This window comes from Streptomyces kanamyceticus (assembly GCF_008704495.1).
In the GTDB taxonomy this organism is placed as follows: Bacteria; Actinomycetota; Actinomycetes; order Streptomycetales; family Streptomycetaceae; genus Streptomyces; species Streptomyces kanamyceticus.
In genome coordinates this window covers 1458197-1483863 of the sequence record NZ_CP023699.1, presented here as the reverse complement: position 1 = coordinate 1483863, position 25667 = coordinate 1458197, and the positions used below count along the sequence as shown (strand labels likewise).

The following is a 25667-nucleotide window of genomic DNA, read 5'->3' as shown; positions in this document are numbered from 1 at the left end:
CCGCAAGGGCCTTGGGTCCCCTGATGTCCCCCGATTGTCAGGAAAGTTTCCTGACATTGCCGCAGAGAGGTAAGCCCCACGTGAGACTCCACACCCCCCGCTCCCGTACCCGGGTCCGCTCCCGTACCAGGGTCCGCCCGCGCACGACGACCGCCGCGCTGGCCGCGGTCACCGCGCTGTCCGGCGCGGCCGCCCTGACCCTGGCGGGCGAGCCGTCCGCCCAGGCGTCCCCCGCGCCCGCCGCGCGGGCGTCCGGCACCATCCACGCCGCCCCCTACGAATACCTCGGCTGGGGAAGCCCGCAGAAGCCCACCGACGTGATGGCCGCGACCGGCGTCAAGTGGTTCACGCTCGCCTTCATCCTGTCCGACGGCGGCTGCAACCCGGCCTGGGACGGCAGCCGACCGCTGAAGGGCGGCTCCGACGAATCGGCCGTCAAGTCCATCAGGGGCGCGGGCGGCGACATCGTCGTGTCCGTCGGCGGCTGGAGCGGCGCCAAGCTCGGCGAGAAGTGTTCCAGTGCCGCCGCGCTCGCCGGGGCGTACCAAAAGGTCATCGACGCCTACAAGTTGAAGGCCTTCGACATCGACATCGAGGACACCGAGTTCTCCAACGCCACCGTGCGCCAGCGCGTCGTGGACGCCCTGAAGATCGTCAAGCAGAAGAACCCCGGCATCGTCACCTACGTGACCATGGGCACCACGCCGAGCGGCCCCGACGCCACCGGCAAGGACCTCATCAAGCGCGGCGCGGCGGCCGGGCTCGCCAACGACGCCTGGGTGATCATGCCGTTCGACTTCGGCGGCCACAGCGGCACCATGGGCCAGGCCTCCGTCAGCGCCATGGAGGGACTGAAGAACGCGGTCAAGAGCGCCTACGGCTACAGCGACGCCGACGCCTACAAACACATCGGCGTGTCCTCCATGAACGGCAAGACCGACGTGGCGGGCGAGACGGTCACCACGGCCGACTTCAAGACGATCCTCGCGTACGCCAAGCAGCACCACATCGCGCGCTACTCCTTCTGGTCCGTCAACCGCGACCGCGCGTGCGGTTCGGGCGGTGACGCCGACGCCTGCAGCGGCGTCGCGCAGTCGCCGTACGACTTCACCAAAATCGTCGCCCAGTACGGAGGTTGAGATGAAACTCGGCAAGCAGCGAGCCGTCCTGATCGCGACCGCCGTCGTCCTGGTGGCCGGTGCGGTGACCACCGCGACGGCGGGCGCGTCCACCACCGCGGCAGCGGGTGAACCCGGCACGCCCGTCACCCTCTCCACCGGCTGGACCATCCCCTGGGGCACCTCCTGGCTCCCCGACGGATCGGGCGCCCTGGTCACCGAGCGCGACGACTTCGGGGTCTGGCGGATATCCGAGGACGGCAAGGACAAGAAGCGGGTGGGCACGGTACCCGAGTCGCAGACCACCGGCGGCGAGGGCGGGTTGATGGGTCTCGCCGTCGACCCGGACTGGGCGACGAACCACTACGTGTACGTCATGCACACCTCGTCCGAGGGCAACCGGATCGCGCGCATGACGTACGACGGGACGACCGTCAGCGACTACAAGGTGCTGCTCAAGGGCATCAAGAAGAACAAGTACCACAACGGCGGCCGCCTCGCCTTCGGCCCCGACGGCTATCTGTACGCCACCACGGGCGACGCCCAGGACAAGCCGCTCGCCCAGGACAAGAACTCCCTCAACGGCAAGATCCTGCGGCTGGCCAAGGACGGGAAGCCCGCACCCGGCAACCCCTTCGGCAACTACGCGTACAGCCTCGGCCACCGCAACCCGCAGGGCATCACCTTCGACGACCAAGGCCGCCTGTGGGAAGCGGAGTTGGGGGACGCCAAGAAGGACGAGCTCAACCTCATCAAGGCCGGGAAGAACTACGGCTGGCCCACCTGCGAGGGCACCTGCGACGTCGCGGGCATGACCAACCCCAAGCGGACCTGGGGCGTCGCCGAGGCCTCGCCGAGCGGCGTCGCCGTCGTCGACGGCGCGCTCTACATGGCGGCGCTCAAGGGCAAGCGCCTGTGGCGCATCCCGATCAACGCCGACAACGAGAACGTCGGCACCCCGAAGGCGTACTACGTCGGCGAGTACGGCCGCCTGCGCTCGGTCACCACCGTGCCGGGAGCCAAGGAACTGTGGCTGTCCACCACCAACGCCGACAACAACGGCGGACAGCCCGACGGATCGGACACGATCTTCCGCGTGCCGATCGGATAGGCCCTCGACTCCGTCACGGGGCGGCGGTCCCGAGGTAGGCGTCGCGCACCTTCGGGTCGGCGCGCACCTCGGCCGCCGTGCCGTGCGCGAGGACCCGCCCCAGGTCGAGCACGACGACCCGGGCGCACAGCTCCATCACGAAGGCGACGTTGTGCTCGACGAGCAGCACCGCGCAGCCCTCCTCGTCGGCGAGATGGCGTACCACGGCCGCCAGTTGGCCCCGCTCCTCGGCCGTCATGCCGGACGCGGGCTCGTCGAGGAGCAGCACCCTGGGCGGGTCCGCGACCGCGCGCGCCAGCTCCACCATGCGGGCCTGCCCGACCGGCAGGGCGCCCGCGTACTCCCCGGCGAGCGCGTCGAGCCCGCACTCGCGCAGCACGGCGCGGGACCGCTCGCGCCGCATCCTCTCGTACGTACGACGGGTGGGCGCGGCCACCAGATCCGCGGCGAACCCGCCACCGCCGCCCCGCCACTCCTGCGCCACGACGAGATTGTCGGCGACGGTGAGCTGACCGAAGAGCTGCTGCCGCTGGAAGGTGCGGCGCATCCCGTGCCGGGCGCGCCACACGGGGGAGCGGCGTGTCACGTCGGCGCCGTCGAGCAGGACGCCCCCTTCGTCGGGGCGGCGGATCCCGGAGAGCACGTCGAACAGGGTGGTCTTTCCCGCGCCGTTGGGCCCGATGAGCCCGCACACCTCGCCGGGGCGCACGGCCAGGTCGACGCCCTGGAGGGCGTGGATCCCGCCGAACCGGACGCCGACACCCGAGGCTTCGAGGACGTACCGCTGCCGCTTCTCCCGCTCCCTCATGACCGCGCCACGCCCTTCGTCGTCCGCTGTCCCTCGCCCGCCGCCATGCCCAGGTACGCCTCGGTGAGCTGGTCCGCCCGTACCTCGGAGCGCGGTCCGCACCAGGAGACGCGGCCCTGTGCCAGATAGGCCACGGTGTCCGCGACGCCGAGGATCTCGGCCGCCTTCTCCTCCACGAGCAGCAACGCCGTGCCCTGGTCCCGGAGTTCGACGAGCAGCCGGAAGACGTCGTCGACCACGCGTGGCGCCAGACCGAGCGAGGGCTCGTCCGCGATGAGCACCTCCGGCGGGCGCTGGAGCAGCGGCGCGAGCGCCAGCATCTGCTGCTCTCCGCCGGACAGCGAGCCCGCGGGGACGCCGCGCCGGGCGGCGAGGCCCGCGAACCGTTCGTACACGGCGTCGCGTTCGTCCCGCTCCTTGAGGTGCAGGGCGAGGTTCTCCTCGATGGTGAGCGTGGGGAAGATGCCGCGGCCCTCGGGGGCGAGGACGACGCCCGCGCGTGAGCGCCGGACGGCCCCCTCGCGGGTGGCGTCCCGCCCCGCCACGTATACCCGTCCCTCGGCGGGTCGGATCAGGCCCGCGGCGACGCGGCACGTGGTGGACTTGCCCGCGCCGTTCGGCCCGAGCAGGGCGACGATCTCCCCGGGGCGGACGGTGAGGTCCACTCCGTGGAGGACGGGGGCGCCGTCGTATCCGGCGTGGATTTGGCGCAGGGCGAGGGCGGGGAGGTCACGGGGCTGGTGGAAATCACCGGCTTCGCCGAGTTCGTCCTCAAACGCCGGACGGGCTGAAACGTCCAGGCCCGGGCCGGATGGTTTCAGCCCCTCCGGCGTTTGAGGAGCGGGGTCTGGGGCGGAGCCCCAGGCGCGACGCCGATGCATCCGCACCGAGACCGCCGCACAATACCCATCCGGATCATTCGCCAGCGCGAGCCCCGCGAGGCCGAACAAGATCACCGGCAAGTGCACCGACTCCGTCACGTAGTCCGCCATCACCTGCGGCACGATCGCGAAGACCAGCCCCGCCACCACCGCGAACTGCGGCCTCCGCACACCCGCCGCGACCGCCACCGCCAGCCAGATCAGTCCCGTCATCGCGGTGAAGTCCGTCGCGGTGATGCGGGTGTTGAACGACGCGTACATCACGCCGCCGAACCCCGCGAGGCCCGCGGACAGGGTGAACAGGAGCAGCTTCGTCCGTACGACGGAGACGCCCGACGCCATCGCCGCCGCGGGCGCGGAGCGGACCGCCAGCATGGCCCGCCCCGACGGCGAGTTCCGCAGCGCGGCGAGCGCGGCGACCGCGGCCGTGACGAGGACGACCATCGCCACGCCCATCGCGCGGTCGTCCGAGAGGTCGACGGGCCCCGCGACGGGCCTGGGGATCTCCCAGCCCGTGTCGCCGTTCCGCAACCAGCCCATCTGGAAGAGGACTTGGTCGGCGAGGAAGGCGAGTGCCAGGGTGGCCAGGGTGAGGGAGCGCCCGCCGAGCCGCAGCGCGGGCAGCGCCACGAGCGCGCCGAGCAGCGCCGCCGCGCACGTGCCGACGAGCGCCGCACCGGCGAACGGCCACCCGTGGCTCATCAGGAGCCCCGCCACAAGGGCCGCACCCGTCACGAACGTGGCCTGCGCGAGCGAGACCATCGCGCCGAGCCCGGTCACCACGGTGAAGGAGACGAAGACGAGCGAGATCGCGAGGCCCTGGACGAGGATGCCGCTCCAGAAAGGGGTCGTGACCGTGTAGAAGGAGAGCGCGAGCAGGGCCGCGGCCACCGCCCACGGACCCCATCTGCGGGCCCACGAGCGCCCGGCGAGGTAGTCGATCGGCGGCGCGTCCACCGCCGCCGTGCCCGCCGTTCGGCTGCGCCGCGTCATGAGCAGCAGTCCGGCGAAGAGGATCAGGAAGGGGACGGCCGTACGGAAACCGGTGATCCGCTCCGCGAAGTCGGCGTAGCCCGCGACGAGGTTCTGCAGCACCCCGAGACCGAGCCCACCGGCGAAGGCCAGCGGGATCGACACGAAGCGGCCGAGGACGGCGGCGGTCGCCGAGACGAAGAGGAACAGCGTGAAGTCGTGCGAGGAGAGCCCGAGCAGCGGCGTCGCGAGCACGCCCGCGAGCCCTGCGAGCCCCGACGACAGCATCCACGCCACCGAGGAGAGCCGGTCCGCGCTCATCCCGCGCAGCTCCACCAGGGAGCGGTTGTCGACGGCGGCCCGCAGCCGGAGGCCGAGCGGGGTGTGCCGCATCAGCACCCAGAGGGCGAGGGCGACCAGCGCCGTGGCGACCCAGGTGATCAGCTGGTCGGAGTCGATGCCGACGCCGTCCGTCAGCTGCCAGCTCTTGGCCGGGCTCGGCCCTACGCCCGGCAGGCCGAACTGGTTCTCGGCCGGTTTGACGGAGGCCCCCGCGTCCGCGAGGAGCTCCACTACCCACAGGCCGAGCGCGGGCAGCGCGACGAGCAGCCCGATCGTCGCCACGATCTGCGCGGTCTCGCCGACCCGCGCCAGCTTGCGGAACATCAGCCGGTCCAGGCCCCAGCCGAGCCCGGGGGCCACCACGAGGACGAGCAGCAGCGCGGTGGGCACGGCGGGCCAGCCGAAGCCGGAGTGCAGTTCGTAGAAGGCGAGCGCGCAGAGGTAGGCGGTGGCGCCGTGCGCGAAGTTGAAGAGCCCGGAGGCGGAGTAGGACAGGACGAGTCCCGTCGCGAGCAGGGCGTACAGGGCGCCGGAGACGAGGCCGCTCAGAACGAATCCCAGCAGGTCGGACATGGGTGACGCACCCCCTTGCGTGCGGAGCCGGACGTGCGGAGCCGGACGGGGACGCTCACTTGAAGGGGATGGGGTCGTAGCACGTGAACGGTGAGGAGACCGTGTAGGCGCCGCCCTTGAGCTGGACGAGCGCGCCGCAGCCGAACGACTCCTTGTGCCCCTTGGGCAGTTGGCGGTCGCCGACCATGGTGCCGGTGTCGGAGAAGCCGTCGGCCGCCTGCTGGAAGGACTCCACGTCGAGGTCCTTGCCCGCCTTGTCGGCGATGGCGAGGAAGAGGTCGGCGGACATGTAGCCGGTCATCATGTGCATGTTGAGCGGCACCTGCTTGCCCGCGGCCTTCGCGATGTCCTTCTTGAACTGCCGCATGGCCGCGCTGTTCTGTTCGAAGGGCTGGAAGGCGAGGAGCACGTGCACGCCGTCCAGGGCCTTCTTCGTCGCGCTCTTGGCGAGCAGACCGGGGTCGTAGTCGGTGGGGTCGGTGAGGACGCCCTTGAAGCCGGTGCGCTTGACGGCGGTGAACAGGCCGATGTTGTACGGCGTCTGCATGACCGAGACGACCGCGTCGGGCGCCTTCCCGCCGTCCGAGCGCAGGATCTCCTTGGTGTACGCCGACCAGTCGCTGGGCACCGAGGTGGCGGGCACCGTCGACTTGGCGTACGTCACCTCGTACCCGGCCGCGGCGAAGCTCTGCTTGTAGGTGCGGATGGCGAACGTGCCCGCGTCGTTGTCGTTGGCGAGGATCGCGACGCTCTTGCCCTTGGCGCCGCCCATGACCTTCTTCAGGCCCTCGGGCCAGCTCTGGGTGATCGTGCCGCCGGGCATCGGGACCATGCAGCCGCCGAAGCCGTACAGGTAACTGGGCCCGCAGAACGGCGGGATGGTGCCCCAGCCGAAGGTGGGCACCCGCTGCTTCTGCAGGAAGTCCGCGCCGGAGAAGGTCACCGAGCTCATCGGGGAGATCGCGAACACCTTGTCGCGCTGGACGAGTTTGCGGGCCGCGGCGAGGTTCTTCCCGGGGTCCTGGCCGTCGTCCTCCGCGCCCAGGTAGTCGATCTTCCGCCCGTGTACGCCGCCCGCCGCGTTGGCGCGGTCGAAGCGGGCCTTCGCGCCGAGGTCGGTGTCCTTCTTGCTGTAGCCGCTGGCGGTCGTCATGGAGACGATGCCGCCGACCTTGATGGAGTCGTCGGTCACCCCGCGTACGGAGCCACCGTCCTTGCCGCCGCCCGCGCTGTCGGAACCGCCGCTGTTGGAGGCGGAGTTGCAGGCGGTGGCGAGCAGCAGGGCCGCCACGGTGGCGGTGATGGTGCGGATCGATCGCGACACGGTCGAGCCCCCTCCGTCGTCGAAGTGAGGGTGATTCTGTGTGCGACCTGATGAACCGTCAATAACTGGCGCGTCGGTAATTGATGAACCGTCAGAAACCGGGCCCGTGCGGCGCCTAGCTCTTGTACAGCGCCTCGACCTCCGTCAGATACGCCTGCTCGATCGCCTTCCGCTTCAGCTTCAGGGACGGGGTGAGGAGTCCGTGCTCCTCGGAGAACTGGTGCGCCAGTATCCGGAACGTACGGATCGACTCGGCCTGCGAGACCAGGGTGTTGGCGGCGACCACGGCCCGCCGCACCTCGGTCTCCAGATCCGGGTCGCGCACCAGCTCGCCGGGGGAGAGCAGCGGCTTGCGGCGCATGGTGAGCCAGTGCTCGACGGCCTCCGCGTCCAGCGTGACGAGCGCCGCGATGTAGGGGCGGTCGTTGCCGACGACGATGCACTGCGCGACCAGCGGGTGATCGCGCACCCGCTCCTCCAGCTGGGCGGGCGACACGCTCTTGCCGCCGGAGGTCACCAGGATCTCCTTCTTGCGTCCGGTGATCGTCAGATAGCCGTCCTCGTCGAGGGAGCCGAGGTCACCGGTGGCGAGCCAGCCGTCGTGCAGGGTCGCCGCGGTGGCCTTGCGGTCGCCCAGGTAGCCCTGGAAGACGTTGCCGCCGTGCAGCCAGACCTCGCCGTCGTCGGCGATGTGCACCGTGGTGCCGGGGATGGCGAGGCCGACCGTGCCGTAGCGGGTGCGCTCGGGCGGGTTGGCGGTCGCGGCGGCCGTCGACTCGGTCAGGCCGTACCCCTCGTAGATCGTCACGCCCGCGCCCGCGAAGAACAGGCCGAGCCTGCGGTCCATGCCGGAGCCGCCCGACATCGCGTGCCGCACCCGGCCGCCCATCGCCTCGCGCACCTTGGAGTAGACGAGCTTGTCGAAGAGCTGGTGCTGCATGCGCAGGGACGCCGAAGGACCGGCGCCCGTGCCGAACGCCTTGGCCTCCATGGCCTCCGCGTAGCGCACCGCGCACTCCACGGCCTTGTCGAACGCGCCCGCCTTGCCCGCCGCCTCCGCCTTGCGCCGCGCCGCGTTGAACACCTTCTCGAAGATGTACGGCACGGCCAGGATGAACGAGGGCCGGAACGCGGCCAGATCGGGCAGCAGCGCCGCCGCGTTGAGGTTCGGCTGGTGCCCCATCTTGACCCGGCCGCGCACCGCCGCGACCTGCACCATGCGCCCGAAGACGTGCGCGAGCGGCAGGAAGAGCAGCGTCGTGGCCTCGTCGCCGCGCTTGGAGTGGAAGACCGGCTCCCAGCGCGCGACCATCACATCGGCCTCGAACATGAAGTTCGCGTGGGAGATCAGACAGCCCTTGGGGCGGCCCGTGGTGCCCGAGGTGTAGATGATCGTCGCGATCGAGTCGGGCGTGATCGCGCGCCGGTGGCGGTGCACCACGTCGTCGTCGATGTCCCGGCCCGCGCCGTTCAGTTCACCGACGGCGTCCGCGTCCAGCTGCCAGAGCCTGCGCAGTTGCGGAAGCCGGTCGATGACCGAGCCGATCGTCATCGCGTGGTCCTCGTGCTCGACCATCGCGGCGGACACCTGCGCGTCGTGCAGCATCCAGAAGACCTGCTCGGCCGACGACGTCGGATAGACCGGCACGACCTGGGCGCCGATGGCCCACAGGGCGAAGTCGAACAGCGTCCACTCGTAGCGGGTGCGGGACATGATCGCGACGCGGTCCCCGAACCGGACGCCCTGCGCGATGAGTCCCTTGGCCAGGGCCAGCACCTCGTCGCGGAACTCGCCCGAGGTGACATCGCGCCATCGCCCGTCCGTCTTGCGGCCGAGGGCGATGCGCGTCGGGTCCTCGGAGGCATGGTCGAACACGGCGTCGGCAAGGCCGCCCACCAGCGGCGCCGACGCCATCGGAGGATTCGTGAACTCGCGCAATGATGCTCCTTGTGGCGCTCCGCACAGCGCCGTGACGGTACCCCACCCCGACGGCCTTCGGGAGAGGGTCGAAACGGCGTCGGTACGGACCATCAGCACTGGTCAGCCGGTGAAATACGGCCACAAGGGGAAGGGTCGGACAGAATGCTTACCCTGGAGTAAGTTTCGGTTCCGTAATCTCCACCGAATCTGTACGCAGCGTGCAGACGCGCGCGCCCCTCTCGACCCAGTTGCTTGTTCAGGAGAACACATGCCAGCGCACCACCCGCTCCGCCCTGCCCGTCGAGCCGCCGCGACGAGAGGACGGAGGGTCACCGGCGTGTGCGCCGTGGCCTTGCCGGCGGCGCTGCTGGCTCTGCAACTCGGCCTCGGCCCCGCGGTCCAGGCCCACGAGGCCGTCGGCGCGGGACCGCGTGCGGGGAGCGGTGCGATAGCACCCGACAAGGCGACGATCTCGGAAGGGCAGGTCAAGGAGGTCGCGCCCGGGGGTGTGATCACCTATCCGAGCGTCACGAGTTGCCTCACGGTGAGCGTGCGGCTGCGGGACGGCGGTCTCGTCGGTGCGCACGCCAGCCTGTTCCAGGTGCCGGGTGAGCTGCGATCCGATCGGATCCTGGCCGCGCTCAAGGAGGTCGTCGGCAAGCGCCCCGTGGCCGCGATCGAGGTCAGAGGAGCCGTCGGTGCCTGGCATCCGAGCTACTTCGTGAAGGCGATCGAGAGTTACGGCGAGGGGGAGCAGGTTCCGGTCCCGACCGGCCAGGACCCGGACGGGATCGCCCGTGCGGTGTCGGAAGGGCTCGGGACGTCACCCGGTCTCGTCTCGGTCGAGGACGTGCCCGACGGGGACCAGGTCGTCACCTGATCCGCACCACGCAGAGCCCGGTGATCCGCACCACGCCGAGCCCGGCGGTCACAGCCCGGCAAGCGAGTGGCCGCGGTACGCGATCGGCCCCGGTGCCGCCCTCCGGAGCCGACCGCCCGGGATCACCGCACGTGTTCCTCAACGCGCGGCGCCCGCTTCGGAGTTCCCGCCGCGGCGACCGGAACCGGAACCGGACCAGGCTCCCCCTTCGGCGTGCGCACCAGCACGAGCACCAGGACACCGGCGACCAGACCCGCCACGCCCGCCGCCAGCGACGCACCGTTCAGACCCGTGGCGAACGCCGAGCGGACCGCGTCCGAGGAGACCGTGCCGTGCAGCGCCGACGCGCCGCCGCCCGCCGCCGTGTGGGCCGCTTCGCGGCCGAGCGAGTCCTGCATCCGGGAGGTGAGGACCGTGCCGAAGAGGGCGACCCCGACCGCGTAGCCGAGCTGGCGGAAGGTGTTGACCGCGCCGCCCGCCATCCCGGCGTTCGCGGGCGGCACCGAGGCGAGGGCGGCCCCGGCGAGTGCCGGTGCGACCAGGCCCGCGCCCACGCCCGTCACGGTGAGGCCCGCCACCAGTGACGTCCAGGACGATTCGGCGTCGAGCACGGCCATGCAGAGCGCGCCCGTACCGATCAGGAGCAGCCCGACGCCGATGACCAGGCGCGGCGCGACCCCGTGCAGCAGCCGCCCGCCGACCGCGGCCACCAGGAACGACATCCCGGCGAGCGGAAGCAGCACCAGACTGCCGCGCACCGGGCTCATGCCGAGCACGGTCTGCAGCCAGATGGACAGGTAGGGGATCACGCCGTACGCCGCCGCGTTGTAGCCGATCGCGCCGACGAGCACCCCGGTGAAGGCGGGCTTGCGCAGCAGCCGCAGATCGAGCAGCGGCTGGGCCGCGCGCCGTTCGACCAGGACGAAGCAGAGCAGTGCGAGCACCGATGCCGCGAAGGCCGCGACGGTCGCCGTCGACGTCCAGCCGTGCGTGCCGCCGCGCAGCACGCCGTACGTCCCCGCCCCCGCGAAGACCGCGAACGACGCCGTGCCCGCCCAGTCGATCCGGCGCCCCGCGGGCCCCTTCGACTCGGGCACCAGGCGCAGCGTCAGCCAGATCGACGCCACGCTCACCGGCAGGTTCACGAAGAAGATCCAGCGCCAGCCGGGTCCCTCGGTGAGCAGCCCGCCCACGATCGGGCCGAGCGCCGCCGCGGCTCCGCTCACCGCGCCCCACACGCCGAGCGCGACCGAGCGGTCGCGGCCCTGGTAGGCGGCGCCGAGCAGCGGCAGCGTCGTCGCGAACATCGCGGCGGCCCCGAGCCCCTGCGCGGCGCGCGCCGCCACCAGCAGACCGGCGTCGGACGCGAGTCCGCAGCCGAGCGAGGCGAGGGCGAAGATGCCGGTGCCGATGATGTTGAGCCGCCGTCTGCCGAGCACGTCGGCCGCCGCGCCGACGCCCAGGAGCAGCGCGGCGAGCGCGAGCGCGTACCCGTCGATGACCCACTGCAGATCGCCGAGCGAGGCGCCGAGCGCCCGTGCCATGTCGGGCAGCGCCACGACCACGATCGTCACGTCCAGCAGCAGCATGAACGTCCCCAGAGACACCGCGGTCAGCGGCCCCCATGTACGCATCGTCCTTCTCCTCTTCCCCGTGTCGCCGGATGGATCCCGGTGGATCTCCGTGCTCTCGTACGATGGGGTCGTGGCGGACGATCCCGGTGCTGCCAGGTGCCCAGGCGCCGTAATTCGACATGGGGGCATGGTTCAGTGACGGAATCCGAGGCGTTCGACGAGCTCGATCTCCAGCTGCTGCACGCGTTCGAGGTCGATGGCCGGGCCCCCTTCAGCCGGGTCGCCGCGGTCCTCGGCGTCTCCGACCAGACCGTCGCCCGCCGCTTCCGCCGCATGTGCGCCGGGGCCGGTCTGCGCATCGTCGGCGTCCGGGACACCCACCGGCTCGGCAGGGACCAGTGGATGCTGCGGCTGCGCTGCGCGCCGGACGGCGCCGAGGCCATCGCGGCGGCCCTGGCCCGCCGCCCCGACACCCGCTGGATCCACCTCACGTCCGCGGGCACCGAAGTGGTCTGCATGACGCTGCCCCGCACCTCGGGCGAGTACGAAGACCTGCTGTTCGGCAAGCTCCTGCGCACCCGGCAGGTCATCGAGATCACCGCCTACCAGCTGTTGCACCGCTTCTACGGCGGCAGGACCGGCTGGATCGGCAAGCACGGGATGCTCACCTCCGAGCAGGTGGCCGCACTCCGCCCCGGCCCCACCCCGGAAGTCGGGCAACAGGGTTCCGTCCACATCGCCCCCGAGGACGAACCCCTGGTCGCCGCCCTCAAGGCCGACGGCCGCGTCACCTACCCCGAACTCCAGCGGGTCACCGGGCGTTCCGAGTCCGCCGTCAAGCGCCGCCTCACCCAACTCCTGGACACCGGCGCGGTGTACATCGACACGGAGTACAACACCGAGAGCTTCGGCTTCGGCACCGCCGCGATGCTCTGGGTCACCGTCGATCCCGGCGCGCTCGACCGGGTGGGCCGCGCGATGGCCGGACACCCGGAGATCGCGCACGTCTCCGCGACCACCGGGCCCTCCAACCTCATGGCCAGTGTCCTGACCCGCGATACGGCCGAGCTCTACGCCTATTTGAGCGGGGAACTAGGGGCGCTGGAGGGGGTACGGCACGTCGAGTCGGCGCCCTACCTGCGGCGTTTCAAGCAGCTCACCTATCCGCGGCCGCTGCGCTAGGGCCTGTCCGGGGCTGGTGCCGCCCGCGCGGATGCGCGAATAATCGAAGCCGGCGGCTCAGCCGCCCTCGGGGGGTGGTGGCGACGCAGGGAGACGCCGGGGAAGGGCAAGTGCCAACGGGCGGACACCGCAAGGTGATCCGGGTCGCGGTCCTGGACGAGAACGACATCTTCCGCCGGGGCCTCGTGGCCTGTCTGGAGACCGACGAGGCCTTCCTCGTCGCGCACGAGGCGCGGGCCGGACCCGTACCGGAACCGGTCGATGTCGTGCTCGCATCGGCCCTCGCCGCCACGGGCCTCGCGGGCCCCGGGCCGCCCAAGCTGATCTGCGGCGAGCCCGGCCGTACCGACGGGCGACTGCCGGACGGCCCGGCCGACACGGTGCTCTCCCGCACCGGCCTCACCGAGGAACAAGTGCTCGCCGCCGTCCGTGCCACCGCGTGCGGCCTCTTCGTGGGGCCGGGTCCGACACGGCAGGGGACGGCACAGGACGCGGACGCGGGGCGCGACGGCGTCCTGCCGGAACGCATGAAGGACGTGCTCCGCCTCCTCGCCGACGGCTACGGGACGCGGGAGGTCGCCGAGCGGATCGGATTCTCGGAACGCACCGTCAAGAGCGTGGTGCAGCAGGCACAGCGCCGCCTCGGCGCGCGCAGCCGGGCGCAGGCGGTGGCGGAGGGGATACGGCGCGGAATCATCTGAACTCCCGGTGCCCCGGGAGTCCCGCGCTGCCCCGGACTACTCTCGGTGCCCCGGATCTCTCCCGCCGCCCCGGACCTCCCCCGATGTCCAGGAATTCCCCCGGTTCCCGAACTCCCGCCGCCCCAGGGGAAGTCGGGCAGCCCTTTGGGGCAGCGCCCGGCCCAGGAGCACCCCGAGGTCCGCCCTTGTAGCCGCTTTTCCCGGGCACCGCGCACTGCTCTGCTTGCGGGATGGAGCGCACAGAAGTTCCGCTGTGGCTGGACGAGTCCAACGTCATCTTCCGCCGGGGCCTGGCCGACTGCCTCACCGTGGCGGGCTTCACGATCGTCGGGGAGAGCGCGGGCCTGCGGCCGTTGCCCGACCTCGGCACGGCCGCACTCCTGGTGGCCGAGGCGGACGGGGCGGGGCTCGACGCGGTCGCCCGCCTCGTCGCCGAGCGGCCGGTTCCGCTGCTCGGCGTGCTCGACGCGCCCCGCCCCGAACTCGTGCGGTCCGCACTGGAACACGGCTTCGCCGGGCTGCTCGTGCGGGCCGAGACGACCCCCGACTCCCTGGTCGCCGCCGTCGACGCCGTCGCGGCGGGCAGCGGCTCGCTGCCGCCCGCCGCCCTCGCGGGACTGCTCTCCGGCGTCGGCGGTGACGCCCTGAGGCTGCGCGCCGCAGCGGAGCTCCTCGCCCGCCGAGAGCTCGATGTCCTGCGGCTGCTCGCGGAGGGCAGCAGCACCCGGGAGATCGCGGGCACGCTGTGCTATTCGGAGCGGACCGTGAAGAACATCGTGCACGACACCCTGGCCAAGCTGAACTGCCGCACGCGGGCCCACGCGGTGGCGATCGTGGTGCGGCAGGGCGCCTTGTAGGGAGGCCGCTGGCGAGAGAGCGCGTCTGCCCGATCGGCTGCCCCTCCGCCTGGCCTTCCGTCTGCCCGACCGCCTGCCCCTCCGCCTGCCTCTTGGGCTGCCCGCGGGGCTCTCGTCGTCGACCCGCCGTCGGCCTAGCGTCGAAGGCCATCAGAGCGGTGAACGGCGCTCCTCGGGGAGGCGACATGTGCTGCGCGTACTGGTGGTCGGCTTCGGCGACATCGCGGGGCGTGGGATCAGAGCCATCCTGCGGCACCCGGGAATCCTGGTCGAGGAGTGCGGGACGGACACCGTGACCGCGGTGGTGGCCGAGACCCGCCCCGACGTGCTGGTCCTGGAGGCAGGACCGGAGGGCGGCAGCGCCCTCGCGACACCGATGGCGGTCGGCGCCCCGGGCACCACCGTGGTGATCTGCTCCGCGCACCGTACCGACATGCGGGTCTACCCGGCGTCGGGCGGCTGCTTCACGCGGCCGCTGAGCGCACGGGCCCTCATCGACAGTGTGCGGGGATGAGCATGCGGATCACCACGTACCGAGTGCCGTCGGGCCCCGCGGGAACCGCGCGGACCGCGTGGCACATGAGGTCGCTGATCCTCCAGGGCGGCAAGGACATGTACGTACGCCGCCGGGCGGTGCGCCTCCTCAAGGCACGAGGAGTGCGCCCCAAGGACTACCTCGGGGAGATCAGGGCCCTGTTCGAGTGGGTGCGGCGGTCCGTCCGCTACACCCGCGACCCGTACCGGGTGGAACTGCTGCACTCCGCGCGGCGGATGATCCAGCTGCGCGCGGGTGACTGCGACGACATGACGATCCTGCTCGGCGCGTTGCTCCAGTCCGTCGGGCATCAGGTCCGCATCGTCCTCGCGGGACCCGACGCGGGCCGCCCCGGCCTGTTCACCCACGTGTATCCCGAGGCCGAGTACCGGGGCCGCTGGATCGCCCTGGACGCCACGATGCCGCATCCCATGGGCTGGGCGCCCGACAGCCCGGTGAAGAAGGTCGTTCCGCTCCGGACGCGCATCTCGACACGAAGGGGAAATGCCATGAACGCAGCGGAGATGGAGGAGCCCCTCGGCCAGCTGCCGACGGGACCGGCCGCGGACCTGGTCGAGGCCGTGCGCCAATCGGGACTGCCCGCACGCGATCAGCGGGTGCGGGCCGTCTGGGACCAGTTGCGCGCCCAGGGCCTGCTCGGCAGTGACCCGTGGGTGCGTCAAGTGCTGCGCAGGGTGTGGCAGTCCGGCCTCCCGCCGCGGCCGCGGCCGCGCACGGCGGCCCGCCTGGAGGCCGCGCTCCAGAGCCTGGGTCTTTCCGCGGGCTCCGCACCGGGCTACCCCGGCCCCTGGGGCACCTCCGTGGTGCCCGGGTACTACCCGGCGGCCCCCTTCTACGCCACGCCGGTCCGTCGGCGCCGCTACTGGCCCGGGTACGGGTACCGACCCCCGTACGGGTACCGGTCGCCCACGCCCTATTGGTCGCCCACTCCCTATCGGTCGCCGGCCCCGGCCTCGGCCCCGTACCGCCCGGCCCCGGCCTCGGCCCCGTACCGCCCGGCCCCGGCCCCGGCCCCGTACCGCCCGTACCCGCGCTACAGCGCGCCACGTATGCGCTGAACGTCACGGACCGGCGCGTTCCGCGGCGCGACCCCACGATCCCTGCGATACCCGCGATACCCGTGAAAGGAGAACGAGGCGATGGCACGGGTGACCGGCGTCAAGGAGAAGTTGCACAGTCCTCTTTACGACGCCTTCTTCCTCCGCGACGACCACGACCGCTTCGAGGACAGGATGACCGACCCCCGCGTCATCCGGTTCTTCGTCGACGTACAGGAAAAGACCCGCCTGGAGACGAACATGCAGGCGGCCGGTGTGCTGCCCAGCCTGAACACCTTCGAGGCGCGGGCGATGCGCGTGGTGATCAGCGACACGACGCCGATGCCCGACCATCCGAGCCCCTTCATCGCGGACCTGATCTACAGCTCCGTGGTGACGCTGCTCGTCGGTGAGAAGGAGGCGATCACCGCGCCGACCTACATGTTCCCCTCCGGCGCCGGTGTGACCTCGGGCTGCGGCTCGTCACCGCTCAACCACGGGGTGCCCGACCCGATGGCCACCTTCCGCTTCGCGGAGCCGGTGTTCATCGAGCCGCAGCAGAACTTCCGTGTCGAAATGCTCTTCCCGCGCGGGCTGCCCACCGCCGTCGCGGACGAGACGGGCCCCCGGACCATCTGGGTGGTCCTCGACGGCTACCTGGAGCGCGACGTCCAGTAGGGAGGCACAGCGCATGTTCCATGACGGATCCGGCGACGAATACGGCCTCGGCGATGAGGAGTTGATGACCGTGCAGGGCCTCGACGGGCACGACGGATACGGAGGGTACGAGGGGTACGGCGCATACGCCGGGTACGGCTGCCCGATGTGCGGATACGGCGACGGGAACCGAGGCCAGGGCGACGAGCTGGGCCAGTACGAGGACATGGGCCAGTACGAGGACCTCGGCCACGTCTTCCTGCCGAACGCTCCCCGCACCGCGACATGCGTGCCGGGCGAGGTGCGCCGGGGCCGCGACGGCCAGCTCTACGCGTGGGTGGAGGGGCACGACGGACTCGGTTCCCCCGTGGGCTTCTGGTCGCTGCTGCCCGCCATCGCCAGTGCGGTGCTCCCGCTGGCCGCCAAGTATCTGCCGCAGGTGGTGCGGGCGTTCCAGGGCAGGCCGCGCCCGGCGGCGCCGCAGGTGATGCCCATGCCGCCCGCACCTCAGGCCTCGGCCGACGAAGGCGATGAACTGAGCGCCTACGGAGCCGACGAGGAGGACCTGTCGCTCGCCGCCGACGAGGATCTGGACGGCCCCGGTGACATCGACGGTGGCATCGAGGGCTACGTCCGCGAACGGCGGGCCAGGACGAGGGCGTTCCGCCGCCCCACGCAGGCGCCGGAACTCTGGCGGCCGCTCTGGTGACCTGGAGGTCACGATGCAGGACGACCAGCAGTACGGGCAGGTTCCGGCCCGCTACCCCGACCGGGGCAACTATCCCGACCCGGGCAACGGGCGGGGGCCGTGGGCGCAGCCTTCCACGAAGGAGATCCCCTTCGACCACGTGGCGGTCCTCAGGCTGCGCGGCCGGACGGGCAACCGGGTCGAGGAGACCATCAACATCAGTGTCGACGGCGCGTTCGTCGCCACCTCGATCGGCTACAGCTTCATCCCCGCGCGGCCCACGGGCGGCGTCATCAACGGCCAGGCGGTCCAACTGCCGCCGCCGTGGGACGCGTTGGTGGGCGCCGTGTTCAACGACCCGGCAGATGCGGCCCGTTGTCTGTTCGCGCACTTCTGCGGCATCGACTTCACGTACAGCATCGTCGACAGCGGCAGCGGACGTGAGCTGCAGAACCGGGCGATCCACAACATCGCGGGGCTCGGCAGCGCCGACGGGGTGCGGCCGTTCAGGCCCATGGCCAAGCCGATGCTGTTCCTGCCCCGGTCCACCATCCGCATCGTCGTCGACGAGGTGTCGGAGGGTCCCCTCTTCCAGGACGCGCAGCTGTTCTTCGTGCTGCACGGCTACAAGATGCTCGGCTATCTGCCATGACCAGCCAGTATGCCGCCCCGGCGGGCCGCTACGACCAGGCGGCCTGCACGGTCTGCGGCTGCCCCGGAGCGGGGCAGTGCCATGTCTGCGGAAGTCCGCTGGACGCGCGGGTCTTCGACAGCTCGAACGTCGTGGCCGCCCCGGGCCCTGGGGAGGAGGTCGTACTCGCGCGGTTCGAACTGCCGTCGACGCACTGTGGACTCCTGCAGTACTTCGCGCAGTTCACCGACCTCTTCGCGCGTGACCCGGGGCGGGTGGCGACGCCCGGCTACCAGTGGCAGATCCGCAGCGACGTGCAGCCGCTCGACCCGTACCTGAGCTTCGGTCACATCATCAACCCCTGGGGCCTGTCCGGGTTTCCGGTCGACATCCGCATCTCCGAGGGCGCCGCCCTGGAGTTCACCGTCCGCAACACGGGGGCGTCGCGCGCGGACACGCTGACCGAGGTGGGCGGCCGGATCCTCGGGCGGCACTGGTATGACACCCGGTTCGGGGGCGCTCCGGGCCTGCTGTGAGCCGTGCGGCTCATGACGCATACGAGGGGAGCAGGACGCCATGGTGTACGTACGAACTCCCGCGCCGTACAGCGCACTCGGGCAGCCACCGGCCGGGCGCTCCCGCGTCTGCGCGGCGGCCGACCGGGCCAGTGCCGCGCACGACACCGCGTCGGCGGAGCTGCTCCGGCAGCTGCGGCTGCCGATCACCGCCGAGCAGACCGCCCAGCAGGCGCGACGGGCCGACGAACTGCGCCGCCTTTTCGGCGGACTTGACGGTCCGACGGCCCGGCGCCTGGCCGGGCGGCTCAACGACCGGGCCGACCCCCTGGGGCAGTTCTTCGACTGCGAACTGTCGACGCCCCTGCGGTCGGAGCTGCGGTCCCGTCTCGTCCGGCCTCCGGCGCCCGCCGCCGTGCCGCCGCCCGTCCCGATGCAGCCGGGGCCGGAGCCCTGGATACCGGGGGTGCCCGCGCCGGTCCCGCCGGTCTGGCCCTTCCGGCCGCCGGTCCCGCCCCCGTTCCCGCCGGGGCAGCGTGTGCCGCCGCCCCGGGAGATCTTCGAATTCCCGCGCGACACGGGCCCCGGAATCTCGGTGAAGGACCTGCTCCACCGTGCGCGCCAGGTCCTTGATCTCGCCGTCGCCGCGGGCGTGACCGGCGCGGCGGTCGTCGCACTCGGGACGGCGCTCGCCGAGGCGGGCAAGCTCGCGGGGCTGATCGGCGGGTCCGGGGTCGGCACCGCCCTGCTCTTCGACGCGTTGAAGGGCAAGCTGTCCCTGGCGCCGTTCCCGCCGGGCACGGACCCCCACTATCTGGTGCTCCGGGCGCGGGCGGCGGCCCTCGCGCGCCCGGAGTGGGGTCAACTGGAGGAGCGGCTGCGGGAGTTGGCCCGCCTTGCGGACGTCGTACGCGAACAGGCCCGCGACCCCCAGGGGCGCTGGCAGAAGCGTCAGCCCGGCGACAGTCCGCCCGGCGCGCCGTTCGCGGACTCGGTGTGCGACCGCGTCCGGCGGAACTTCCCGTTCTCGGCCCGCGAGGTCCATGTGCGCCCCTATCTGTTCCCCTCGCAGCCGGGGCCCCGCCGCAGCATGGGGAACCGGGTCATCATCGACTGCGTCGGTTCCTTCCTGGCCGACCGTGGGCTGCGGCTCTTCGAGGCCAAGTCGGGCGGCGGACTCCGCAGGAACCAGCCCTTCGAGTACCCGCGCCTCGCACGGAACGGCGGTGTGATCGTCAGCGACCGGGGTCCGTACCGCGCGGGCCAGGAGCTCCCCATCGGCACCGCGGTCACGCTCGTGACCCCGGCCAACATCGACTTCGTCCTGCCGCTGCCGTGACGGACACGAGTGCCGCGGGCCCCGCCGCCCCGTACGAGACCCTCGCCCCCGTCTACGACGCCCTCCTCGGCGACCGCGCCTTCGCCCGGCTGCGGCGGGCCTTCGAGCGGATCGAGTGCCGCTACGGCCTCGTGCTCCGCTCCGTCGCCGACGTGGGCTGCGGCACCGGCACCTTCGTCGCCTATCTGCGGGCCCGCGGCGCCCACCCCGTGTGGGGCGTGGACCGCTCGCCGCACATGCTGGCCGAGGCGCTCGCCAAGAACCGCGGCAACGGCGCCCGCTTCCTCCTCCAGGACCTGCGAGAGCTGCGCCTGCCGCACCAAGTCGCCCTGCTCACCTGCCAGTTCGACACCCTGAACTACCTGCTCGCGCCGTCCGAGCTGCGCACCGCCCTCGCCGCGTTCGCGCGCGCCGTCGAGCCGGGCGGTCATGTGGTCTTCGACATGGTCACCCGGACCGGGGAGGGCGGCGGGCGGCGGGCGGACAGGGAGTGCGTGCGGCGGGTGCGCGTCCTGCGGCGCGGGCCGCCGGGGACCTCGTACGAGACCCATGTGCAGCGCGCCTACACGCCGGCCGAGATCGGGGCGGCCGTCGCCGGGAGCGGGTTGCGGCTGCGGGGCGCGCACCGGGTGGGCGAGGCACGCCCCGAGGCCGGGACCGCACGCGTGATCTTCCTGGCGCGGCGGCCCTGACCTCTGTGGGGCCCGGCCCCGTCAGCGGCTGCCCCGGTGCAGGCGATCGCCGCCTGCGAGGATCGCCGCCGCCAGCGCGTCGGCCGCCCCCTGCGCCGAAGCGCGCCGCTCGCCGTGCAGGAGCACGAAGTCGACGCGGCCGAGTTCGGGCAGGCCCGCCCGGTCAGGGACGCGGACCAGGCTCGGCGGGATCAGGCCGCGCGAGTGCGCCATCACGCCGAGGCCCGCGCGCGCCGCCGCCACCAGGCCGTTGAGGCTGCCGCTGGTGCAGGCCACGCGCCAGGAGCGGCCGCTGCGTTCCAGCGCCTCGAAGGCGAGGGCGCGGGTGATGCCGGGGGGCGGGTAGACGATCAGCGGGACCGGACGCTCGGGGTCGAGGCGCAGCCGCTCGCCGCCGATCCAGACGAGGTCGTCCTGCCAGACCAGTTCGCCGCGCGGGTCCTCGGGGCGTCGCTTGGCGAGCACCAGGTCGAGCCTGCCCGCGTCGAGGTGCTCGTGCAGCGTGCCGGAGAGTTCGACGGTCAGTTCCAGGTCGACTTCGGGGTGGTCATGCCGGAAGGACTCCAGGATGTCGGTGAGGTGGGTGAGGACGAAGTCCTCCGACGCCCCGAAACGGAGCCGTCCGCCGAGCCGCGTCCCGGTGAAGAACGCCGCCGCCTGCTCGTGCGCGGCGAGGATGCGGCGGGCGAAGCCGAGCATCGCCTCGCCGTCCTCGGTGAGCTCCACGGCGTGGGTGTCGCGGGTGAAGAGCTGGCGCCCCGTGGCGTCCTCCAGGCGGCGCACGTGCTGGCTCACCGTGGACTGGCGCAGGCCGAGGCGGCGGGCGGCCTGGGTGAAGCTGAGCGTCTGGGCGACCGCGAGGAACGTCCGGAGCTGCGAAGGGTCGTACACGGGGAACAGCCTAGCGGTGGCTATCGCTATCCGTGATGACAGTCAGAGCGGTATACGGGATTCCCGATCATGCCGATCGAGAGGATCATGAGGAGGGCACCTCCCCGTACCGAAAGCATGGAGCACCGTGAAACGCCTGAAGTGGCCGTCGTGGATGCCGGTCGACCCGTACATCGTGGCGTTGCTCGGCACCGTGGGGCTCGCGGCACTGCTCCCGGCCCGCGGTGGCGCCGCCGACGTCGCGTCCGGCGCGTCGACCGGCGCCGTCGCGCTGCTCTTCTTCCTCTACGGCGCGCGCCTGTCCACCCGTGAGGCGATGGACGGCCTCAAGCACTGGCGGCTGCACGTCACGGTCCTCGTCTGTACGTTCGTCGCCTTCCCGCTGCTCGGGCTCGCGGCGAAGGGGCTCGTCCCCTACGTCCTGACGCCCGCGCTCTACAGCGGCTTCCTCTTCCTCACCCTGGTGCCCTCGACGATCCAGTCGTCCATCGCTTTCACCTCCATCGCGCGCGGCAACGTGCCCGCCGCGATCTGCGCGGGCTCCTTCTCCTCGCTCGCGGGCATCCTGCTGACCCCGCTGCTCGCCGCGGCGCTGCTCGGCAACAGCGGCGGCGGCTTCTCGGCGGACTCGCTCGGCAAGATCGTGCTGCAGCTCCTGGTGCCGTTCGTCGCGGGGCAGGTGCTGCGCCGCTGGGTCGGCGGCTTCCTGACCCGGCACAAGAAGCTCCTCGGCTACGTCGACCGGGGCTCGATCCTGCTCGTCGTCTACACCGCGTTCAGCCAGGGCATGGTGGAGGGCGTCTGGCACCAGGTGACCCCGCTGCGGCTGCTCGCGCTGCTCGGCGTCGAGTCGGTGCTGCTCGCCGCGATGCTGGCGCTGAGCTGGTACGGGGCGAAGCGGCTCGGCTTCCCCCGGGGCGACCGCATCGCGATCCAGTTCGCCGGGTCGAAGAAGTCGCTCTCCGCGGGACTGCCCATGGCGAGCGTCCTGTTCGGGGCGGAGGCCTCGCTCGCCGTCCTGCCGCTGATGCTCTTCCACCAGATGCAGCTGATGGTCTGCGCGGTGATCGCCAAGCGCCGCTCGCGGGACGTGGAGGAGCGCGACCCGGAGGAGCGCGACCCGGAGGGGTCCGTCAGCGGGCCGCCGCCAGCCGCAGCGTCACGAACCGCGGCCGGTACAGGGACACGTTCCGGCTGATGTTCGCCTGCGCGCTCGCGGGCGTCGGGTCCAGCCAGTTGACGTCGTAGCTGAGCGTGACGCGGCCGTCCCCGCCGAGCGCCGCGTGGGCCTGCGGGTTGTAGGCGGCCGAGTCCTGGCGTGCCGCGCCGTCCTGCGGCAGCGGCGCCTGGAAGCCCTTGGCGGGACCGTGCCAGGGCCCGGTGGGGGAGCAGGCCCAGTACGTCGCGACGCCGGTCAGGCCCTCGGTGCCCGCGGCCATCGTGAACAGGACGTACGTCCCGTCGTCGCGCACCACCGTGAACGCGCTGCCCACACCCTTGCGCTTGCCGTCCCCGAGCACCGGCCTGTGCTTGTCCTGCCCGCCCCAGCCGTCCCCGTCCCAGTACTCCCACGCCCCGGCGTCGGCGAGCCTGCCGTGCGGCACGCGCGCCAGATAGGCGTGCGAGGTGGGGCGCGCGGTGGCCTGGGCGTCGGTGCCGCCGAACACGTACGTCCAGCCGTCGTCGTCGACCGTCGTCGTGCCGTACAGGACCCGCTTCGCCGGATCGGCCACCGACTGCTGGTCGGAGACCTTCACGATGTTCTCGACGCGCAGGTCGGGCAGCGAGAGCGTGGCGACCTCCGTGGCGAGGGGCACGCCGTAGATCCAGGGGCCCTGGCTCGCCATCCGGGTCCACAGCAGGACGCGGACGACCTGTTCGGCCGAGCCGGGGGAGCGCGGCTCCACCCGTGCCGCCACCGGCCAGCGCCACTGCTGGGGCGCCGGGTCGGGGAACAGGGGCGAGGCGAGGGTGCCCTCCAGGGTGCCCGAACGGGACATCAGGACCGCCGAGTTGCGGACCATCGGGGTGTTCGTGTCGCGCCAGGTGTGCGGCTGGCCCGCCGGGTTGGGCGGCGCGTGCACCTGCCCGAGGAAGGTGTCGGAGAACAGCCACAGGACCCGGCCGTCGGGCAGGCGCACCGAGTGGGTGCCGTCGCCGCCGGTCCAGTCGTCGGTGCGCGTCGTGTCGTCACCGTAGCGCGCGAACTCCCCGGTGACCTTCTCGTCGGCCGACCAGGACGCCACGGTGCGCGGACGGCAGGCCGCACCGCCCTCCCGGTCCTCGTCCGGGAGGGCGATGAGCAGTACGGCCGCGCAGGCCAGGGCGAGCGGCAGGACCAGCCAGATCCTGCGAGGCCCCGCGGCGGTGCGTTCTCGGGCGGACACGCCCGGGACGTTAGTTGCTGTCGCGCACGCGGTCCATGGGGAGTCGGATCACGGTGTCCCGTGTCACAGGAGCATCAGTGGTGCGCAGAGTGTCCACCTCGCCATCGCTCAACGCCCGGTCGTAGACGCGAACGTCGTCGATCGCGCCGGTGAAGTGGGCGCGGCTGTCCATGCGTTGTCCGACGTGCACGCCGAAGGGCGAGTTGCGGCTGACCGAGCCCGGCACGTCGGCGGTGCTGATCGCCGTGCCGTCCAGGAAGAGCGTCAGCTGTCCGGCGCCCCTGCGCAGCGCGATGTGGTGCCACTGGCCGTCGTTGTACGCGCCGGTGGTGCGCACGGACGCGGACTTCGGGGGCGCGGCGCCGTCCCGGGTGGTGATCAGGCCGGTGACGCGGTTGCTCGCGGGCTCGCCGCGCAGCCACACCTGCGGCTGGTTGGTTCCTATGCCGCCCATCCACAGCAGCGGCTGTTCGCCGCCGGTCGCGGAGTAGCGGAACCACAGGGAGGCGGTGAAGTCCTTCGTGCCCAGCGGGAGTTGGTGCCGGAAGGGGAGGCGTACGGCGTCGTCCTTGCCGTCGAAGGAGAGCGCACCGCCGAACCGGCCCTCGGTCTCGGCCGCTCCGCCGAGCACCGCGGCGGGGCGTGCTCCCCGGGCGAGGTCGCGGGTCGTCGGATCCGGACCCCTGCGCGGCGTCAGCCAGTCCTCGGTGAACCGCGCGAAGCGGATCTCGTCGCGCGCGTCGACCGCGCCGCCCTCGTACAGCAGGCCCACGTGCGCGTCGTCGGCCCGCACCAGGTCCGAGTAGCCGGACCAGTCCGTGGTCACCGTCGTGCCCCGGTCCACGCTGTCCCAGGTGCGCCCGCCGTCGTACGAGGAACGGATCTGCATGGTGCGGCGCCGGTCCGGGTCGCCGGGGCAGGCCAGCAGCATGCGCCCGCCGAACCACAGTGTGGAGCCCTGCACTTGGGGCGTGTAGAGGTCGGGGAGGGCCCGGAAGGGTGCGGCGAACGAGGTGCCGCCGTCGTAGCTGATCGCGTGCGTGCGGTGGCCGAGATCCGTGCCGTCCTGCTCGCGGCCGCTGACGTAGACCGCGCCGTCGGGCCGCTCGGTGAGGGTCATCTCGGACGGCTTCTGGCGGAACGTGCCGTCGTCGGCGATCGGGTACGAGTCCTTCGCGCCGATCCGCCAGTGGTCCCCGCCGTCGTCGCTGATGATCAGCGCGGCGTGGTTGGCGGTGACCCGACTGCCGTTCCACGTCTCGGCGTTGACGGCGAAGGCGAGCCGCCCCGCGTGCTTGCCGCGGGTCAGCTGGACGCCGTGCACGGGCCCGGTCGCGTACCAGGAGTTCCAGTCGTCGGGCAGGATCTCGTCGCTCAGGTCGCGCGGCGCGGACCAGCTGCGCCCGTCGTCGTCGCTGTACTGGAGGTGGGGTGTGCGGTCGCACGGCACATCACAGTTCTTGCCGTCCGTGCGACCGGTGTTGTACGTCTCGGCGAGCAGTACGCGGCCGGTCTCGCGGTCCACGACAGGCGCCGGATTGCCGTGCGTGTCGCCCGCGCCCTCGTTGATCACCTGGAGCGGGCCCCAGGTCCTGCCGCCGTCGTAGGACCGCTTGAGCACGAGGTCTATGTCGCCCGCGTCGCTGCAGTCGTTGACCCGCCCTTCGGCGAAGGCCAGGAGCGTGCCCTTGGTCGTCTTCACCACGGCGGGGATGCGGAAGCAGGCGTACCCGGGATCCTGGGAGGCCTTGAAAAGCACCTGCTGCTCGAACGGCGGCGTCTGCGCGGCCTGCGCCGAGGGCGCGGGCAGCAGGGCGCCGACGGCCACCGCGGTCACGGCAGCGACGGCGGTACGGAGCGATCTGAGGCGTACACGGAGACTCGATGGCATGGTGCGGCCCGCCCTTCGTGGCGATGTCGACTCATGACGGTGTCAACTCATGACGGTGGCGCCGGACGGCGGGTGACCTGACATCCTGACATCCCACGTCCAACGTGCGTGCCACAGACGCTACTTGGGGGCTTCGGCA

General features: G+C 72.0%; 23 protein-coding genes. 15 read left to right on the top strand and 8 right to left on the bottom strand.

Annotated elements, in window-relative coordinates:
- Positions 1-80: 80 nt before the first annotated feature.
- Both CP970_RS05550 and CP970_RS05545 read left to right on the top strand, forming a co-directional pair.
- Complete coding sequence (locus CP970_RS05550; RefSeq protein ID WP_079043279.1) at positions 81-1139, top strand: chitinase; 1059 nt, start codon at positions 81-83, stop codon at positions 1137-1139.
- 1 nt (position 1140) lies between these two features.
- Positions 1141-2229, top strand: a complete 1089-nt coding sequence (locus tag CP970_RS05545) for a PQQ-dependent sugar dehydrogenase (protein ID WP_055544968.1) — start codon at positions 1141-1143, stop codon at positions 2227-2229.
- Between the two features lie 13 nt (positions 2230-2242).
- On the opposite strand, the gene CP970_RS05540 is transcribed toward CP970_RS05545, so the two are convergent.
- The 4 genes from CP970_RS05540 to CP970_RS05525 form a co-directional block, all read right to left on the bottom strand.
- Entirely contained in the window at positions 2243-3037 is a 795-nt protein-coding gene (locus tag CP970_RS05540; RefSeq protein ID WP_055544969.1) for an ABC transporter ATP-binding protein, read from the bottom strand.
- Positions 3034-5805 carry an ABC transporter permease subunit gene (locus tag CP970_RS05535; protein WP_055544970.1) on the bottom strand — a complete coding sequence of 924 codons (2772 nt, stop codon included), beginning with the start codon at positions 5803-5805 and terminating at the stop codon, positions 3034-3036. Before CP970_RS05535 ends, CP970_RS05540 begins: the two co-directional genes overlap by 4 nt.
- Before the next feature lie 55 nt (positions 5806-5860).
- Positions 5861-7129, bottom strand: coding sequence for an ABC transporter substrate-binding protein (locus CP970_RS05530; RefSeq protein WP_055544971.1), 1269 nt, complete (start codon positions 7127-7129; stop codon positions 5861-5863).
- 115 nt (positions 7130-7244) lie between these two features.
- On the bottom strand, positions 7245-9044 hold the full coding sequence (locus CP970_RS05525; protein WP_079043280.1) for an AMP-dependent synthetase/ligase: 1800 nt from the start codon (positions 9042-9044) through the stop codon (positions 7245-7247).
- 352 nt (positions 9045-9396) lie between these two features.
- Here CP970_RS05525 and CP970_RS05520 point away from each other — a divergent pair, with 352 nt between their 5' ends.
- On the top strand, positions 9397-9930 hold the full coding sequence (locus CP970_RS05520; RefSeq protein WP_055544979.1) for a hypothetical protein: 534 nt from the start codon (positions 9397-9399) through the stop codon (positions 9928-9930).
- A 122-nt stretch (positions 9931-10052) separates the two neighbouring features.
- Here the strand turns inward: CP970_RS05520 and CP970_RS05515 are convergent, their stop codons facing one another.
- Positions 10053-11564, bottom strand: coding sequence for an MFS transporter (locus tag CP970_RS05515; RefSeq protein ID WP_079043281.1), 1512 nt, complete (start codon positions 11562-11564; stop codon positions 10053-10055).
- A 135-nt stretch (positions 11565-11699) separates the two neighbouring features.
- On the opposite strand from CP970_RS05515, the gene CP970_RS05510 reads away from it, so the two are divergent.
- From CP970_RS05510 to CP970_RS44015, 11 genes are all read left to right on the top strand, one after another.
- Positions 11700-12686, top strand: a complete 987-nt coding sequence (locus tag CP970_RS05510) for an Lrp/AsnC family transcriptional regulator (protein ID WP_055544972.1) — start codon at positions 11700-11702, stop codon at positions 12684-12686.
- Between the two features lie 110 nt (positions 12687-12796).
- Positions 12797-13387 carry a response regulator transcription factor gene (locus CP970_RS05505; protein WP_055544973.1) on the top strand — a complete coding sequence of 197 codons (591 nt, stop codon included), beginning with the start codon at positions 12797-12799 and terminating at the stop codon, positions 13385-13387.
- A gap of 230 nt (positions 13388-13617) precedes the next feature.
- Positions 13618-14244: a helix-turn-helix transcriptional regulator gene (locus CP970_RS05500; RefSeq protein WP_055544974.1), complete on the top strand. Its 627-nt coding sequence runs from the start codon at positions 13618-13620 to the stop codon at positions 14242-14244.
- Between the two features lie 187 nt (positions 14245-14431).
- Positions 14432-14758, top strand: coding sequence for a type 1 periplasmic-binding domain-containing protein (locus CP970_RS05495; protein WP_055544975.1), 327 nt, complete (start codon positions 14432-14434; stop codon positions 14756-14758).
- Positions 14755-15858, top strand: coding sequence for a transglutaminase-like domain-containing protein (locus CP970_RS05490; RefSeq protein WP_150493011.1), 1104 nt, complete (start codon positions 14755-14757; stop codon positions 15856-15858). Before CP970_RS05495 ends, CP970_RS05490 begins: the two co-directional genes overlap by 4 nt.
- 81 nt (positions 15859-15939) lie before the next feature.
- On the top strand, positions 15940-16515 hold the full coding sequence (locus CP970_RS05485) for a hypothetical protein (protein WP_055543999.1): 576 nt from the start codon (positions 15940-15942) through the stop codon (positions 16513-16515).
- 13 nt (positions 16516-16528) lie between these two features.
- The gene (locus CP970_RS05480; RefSeq protein ID WP_055544000.1) at positions 16529-17203 is read left to right on the top strand and encodes a hypothetical protein; all 675 of its coding nucleotides are present in this window, start codon (positions 16529-16531) and stop codon (positions 17201-17203) included.
- A 13-nt stretch (positions 17204-17216) separates the two neighbouring features.
- Positions 17217-17834 (top strand): hypothetical protein, encoded by a 618-nt coding sequence (locus CP970_RS05475; protein WP_055544001.1) that lies wholly within the window; start codon positions 17217-17219, stop codon positions 17832-17834.
- Entirely contained in the window at positions 17831-18349 is a 519-nt protein-coding gene (locus tag CP970_RS05470; protein WP_055544002.1) for a hypothetical protein, read from the top strand. Before CP970_RS05475 ends, CP970_RS05470 begins: the two co-directional genes overlap by 4 nt.
- Positions 18350-18389: 40 nt before the next feature.
- Entirely contained in the window at positions 18390-19667 is a 1278-nt protein-coding gene (locus tag CP970_RS44020; protein ID WP_055544003.1) for a hypothetical protein, read from the top strand.
- Entirely contained in the window at positions 19664-20359 is a 696-nt protein-coding gene (locus tag CP970_RS44015) for a class I SAM-dependent DNA methyltransferase (RefSeq protein WP_055544004.1), read from the top strand. The genes CP970_RS44020 and CP970_RS44015 overlap by 4 nt, the downstream gene beginning before the upstream one ends.
- Positions 20360-20380: 21 nt before the next feature.
- Here the strand turns inward: CP970_RS44015 and CP970_RS05460 are convergent, their stop codons facing one another.
- Complete coding sequence (locus CP970_RS05460; protein ID WP_055544005.1) at positions 20381-21250, bottom strand: LysR substrate-binding domain-containing protein; 870 nt, start codon at positions 21248-21250, stop codon at positions 20381-20383.
- A gap of 127 nt (positions 21251-21377) precedes the next feature.
- Between CP970_RS05460 and CP970_RS05455 the strand changes: the two genes are divergently transcribed.
- Positions 21378-22448 carry a bile acid:sodium symporter family protein gene (locus tag CP970_RS05455; RefSeq protein ID WP_079043155.1) on the top strand — a complete coding sequence of 357 codons (1071 nt, stop codon included), beginning with the start codon at positions 21378-21380 and terminating at the stop codon, positions 22446-22448.
- Here CP970_RS05455 and CP970_RS05450 read toward each other — a convergent pair.
- On the bottom strand, positions 22384-23637 hold the full coding sequence (locus CP970_RS05450) for a DUF4185 domain-containing protein (protein WP_055544006.1): 1254 nt from the start codon (positions 23635-23637) through the stop codon (positions 22384-22386). The two genes, CP970_RS05455 and CP970_RS05450, sit on opposite strands and share 65 nt — an antisense overlap.
- Positions 23638-23647: 10 nt before the next feature.
- A complete protein-coding gene (locus CP970_RS05445; RefSeq protein ID WP_055544007.1) occupies positions 23648-25528 on the bottom strand; it encodes a sialidase family protein in 1881 nt (626 codons plus the stop codon).
- Positions 25529-25667: the final 139 nt, after the last annotated feature.

Excerpts from the sequence above, each read along its gene's own strand:
- CP970_RS05545 (WP_055544968.1), top strand. The coding sequence starts at position 1,141 with ATGAAACTCGGCAAGCAGCGAGCCGTCCTGATCGCGACCGCCGTCGTC.
- CP970_RS05540 (WP_055544969.1), bottom strand. The coding sequence starts at position 3,037 with ATGAGGGAGCGGGAGAAGCGGCAGCGGTACGTCCTCGAAGCCTCGGGT.
- CP970_RS05535 (WP_055544970.1), bottom strand. The coding sequence starts at position 5,805 with ATGTCCGACCTGCTGGGATTCGTTCTGAGCGGCCTCGTCTCCGGCGCC.
- CP970_RS05525 (WP_079043280.1), bottom strand. The coding sequence starts at position 9,044 with ATGGCGTCGGCGCCGCTGGTGGGCGGCCTTGCCGACGCCGTGTTCGAC.
- CP970_RS05515 (WP_079043281.1), bottom strand. The coding sequence starts at position 11,564 with ATGCGTACATGGGGGCCGCTGACCGCGGTGTCTCTGGGGACGTTCATG.
- CP970_RS05500 (WP_055544974.1), top strand. The coding sequence starts at position 13,618 with ATGGAGCGCACAGAAGTTCCGCTGTGGCTGGACGAGTCCAACGTCATC.
- CP970_RS05490 (WP_150493011.1), top strand. The coding sequence starts at position 14,755 with ATGAGCATGCGGATCACCACGTACCGAGTGCCGTCGGGCCCCGCGGGA.
- CP970_RS05485 (WP_055543999.1), top strand. The coding sequence starts at position 15,940 with ATGGCACGGGTGACCGGCGTCAAGGAGAAGTTGCACAGTCCTCTTTAC.
- CP970_RS05480 (WP_055544000.1), top strand. The coding sequence starts at position 16,529 with ATGTTCCATGACGGATCCGGCGACGAATACGGCCTCGGCGATGAGGAG.
- CP970_RS05475 (WP_055544001.1), top strand. The coding sequence starts at position 17,217 with ATGCAGGACGACCAGCAGTACGGGCAGGTTCCGGCCCGCTACCCCGAC.
- CP970_RS05470 (WP_055544002.1), top strand. The coding sequence starts at position 17,831 with ATGACCAGCCAGTATGCCGCCCCGGCGGGCCGCTACGACCAGGCGGCC.
- CP970_RS44020 (WP_055544003.1), top strand. The coding sequence starts at position 18,390 with ATGGTGTACGTACGAACTCCCGCGCCGTACAGCGCACTCGGGCAGCCA.
- CP970_RS05445 (WP_055544007.1), bottom strand. The coding sequence starts at position 25,528 with ATGCCATCGAGTCTCCGTGTACGCCTCAGATCGCTCCGTACCGCCGTC.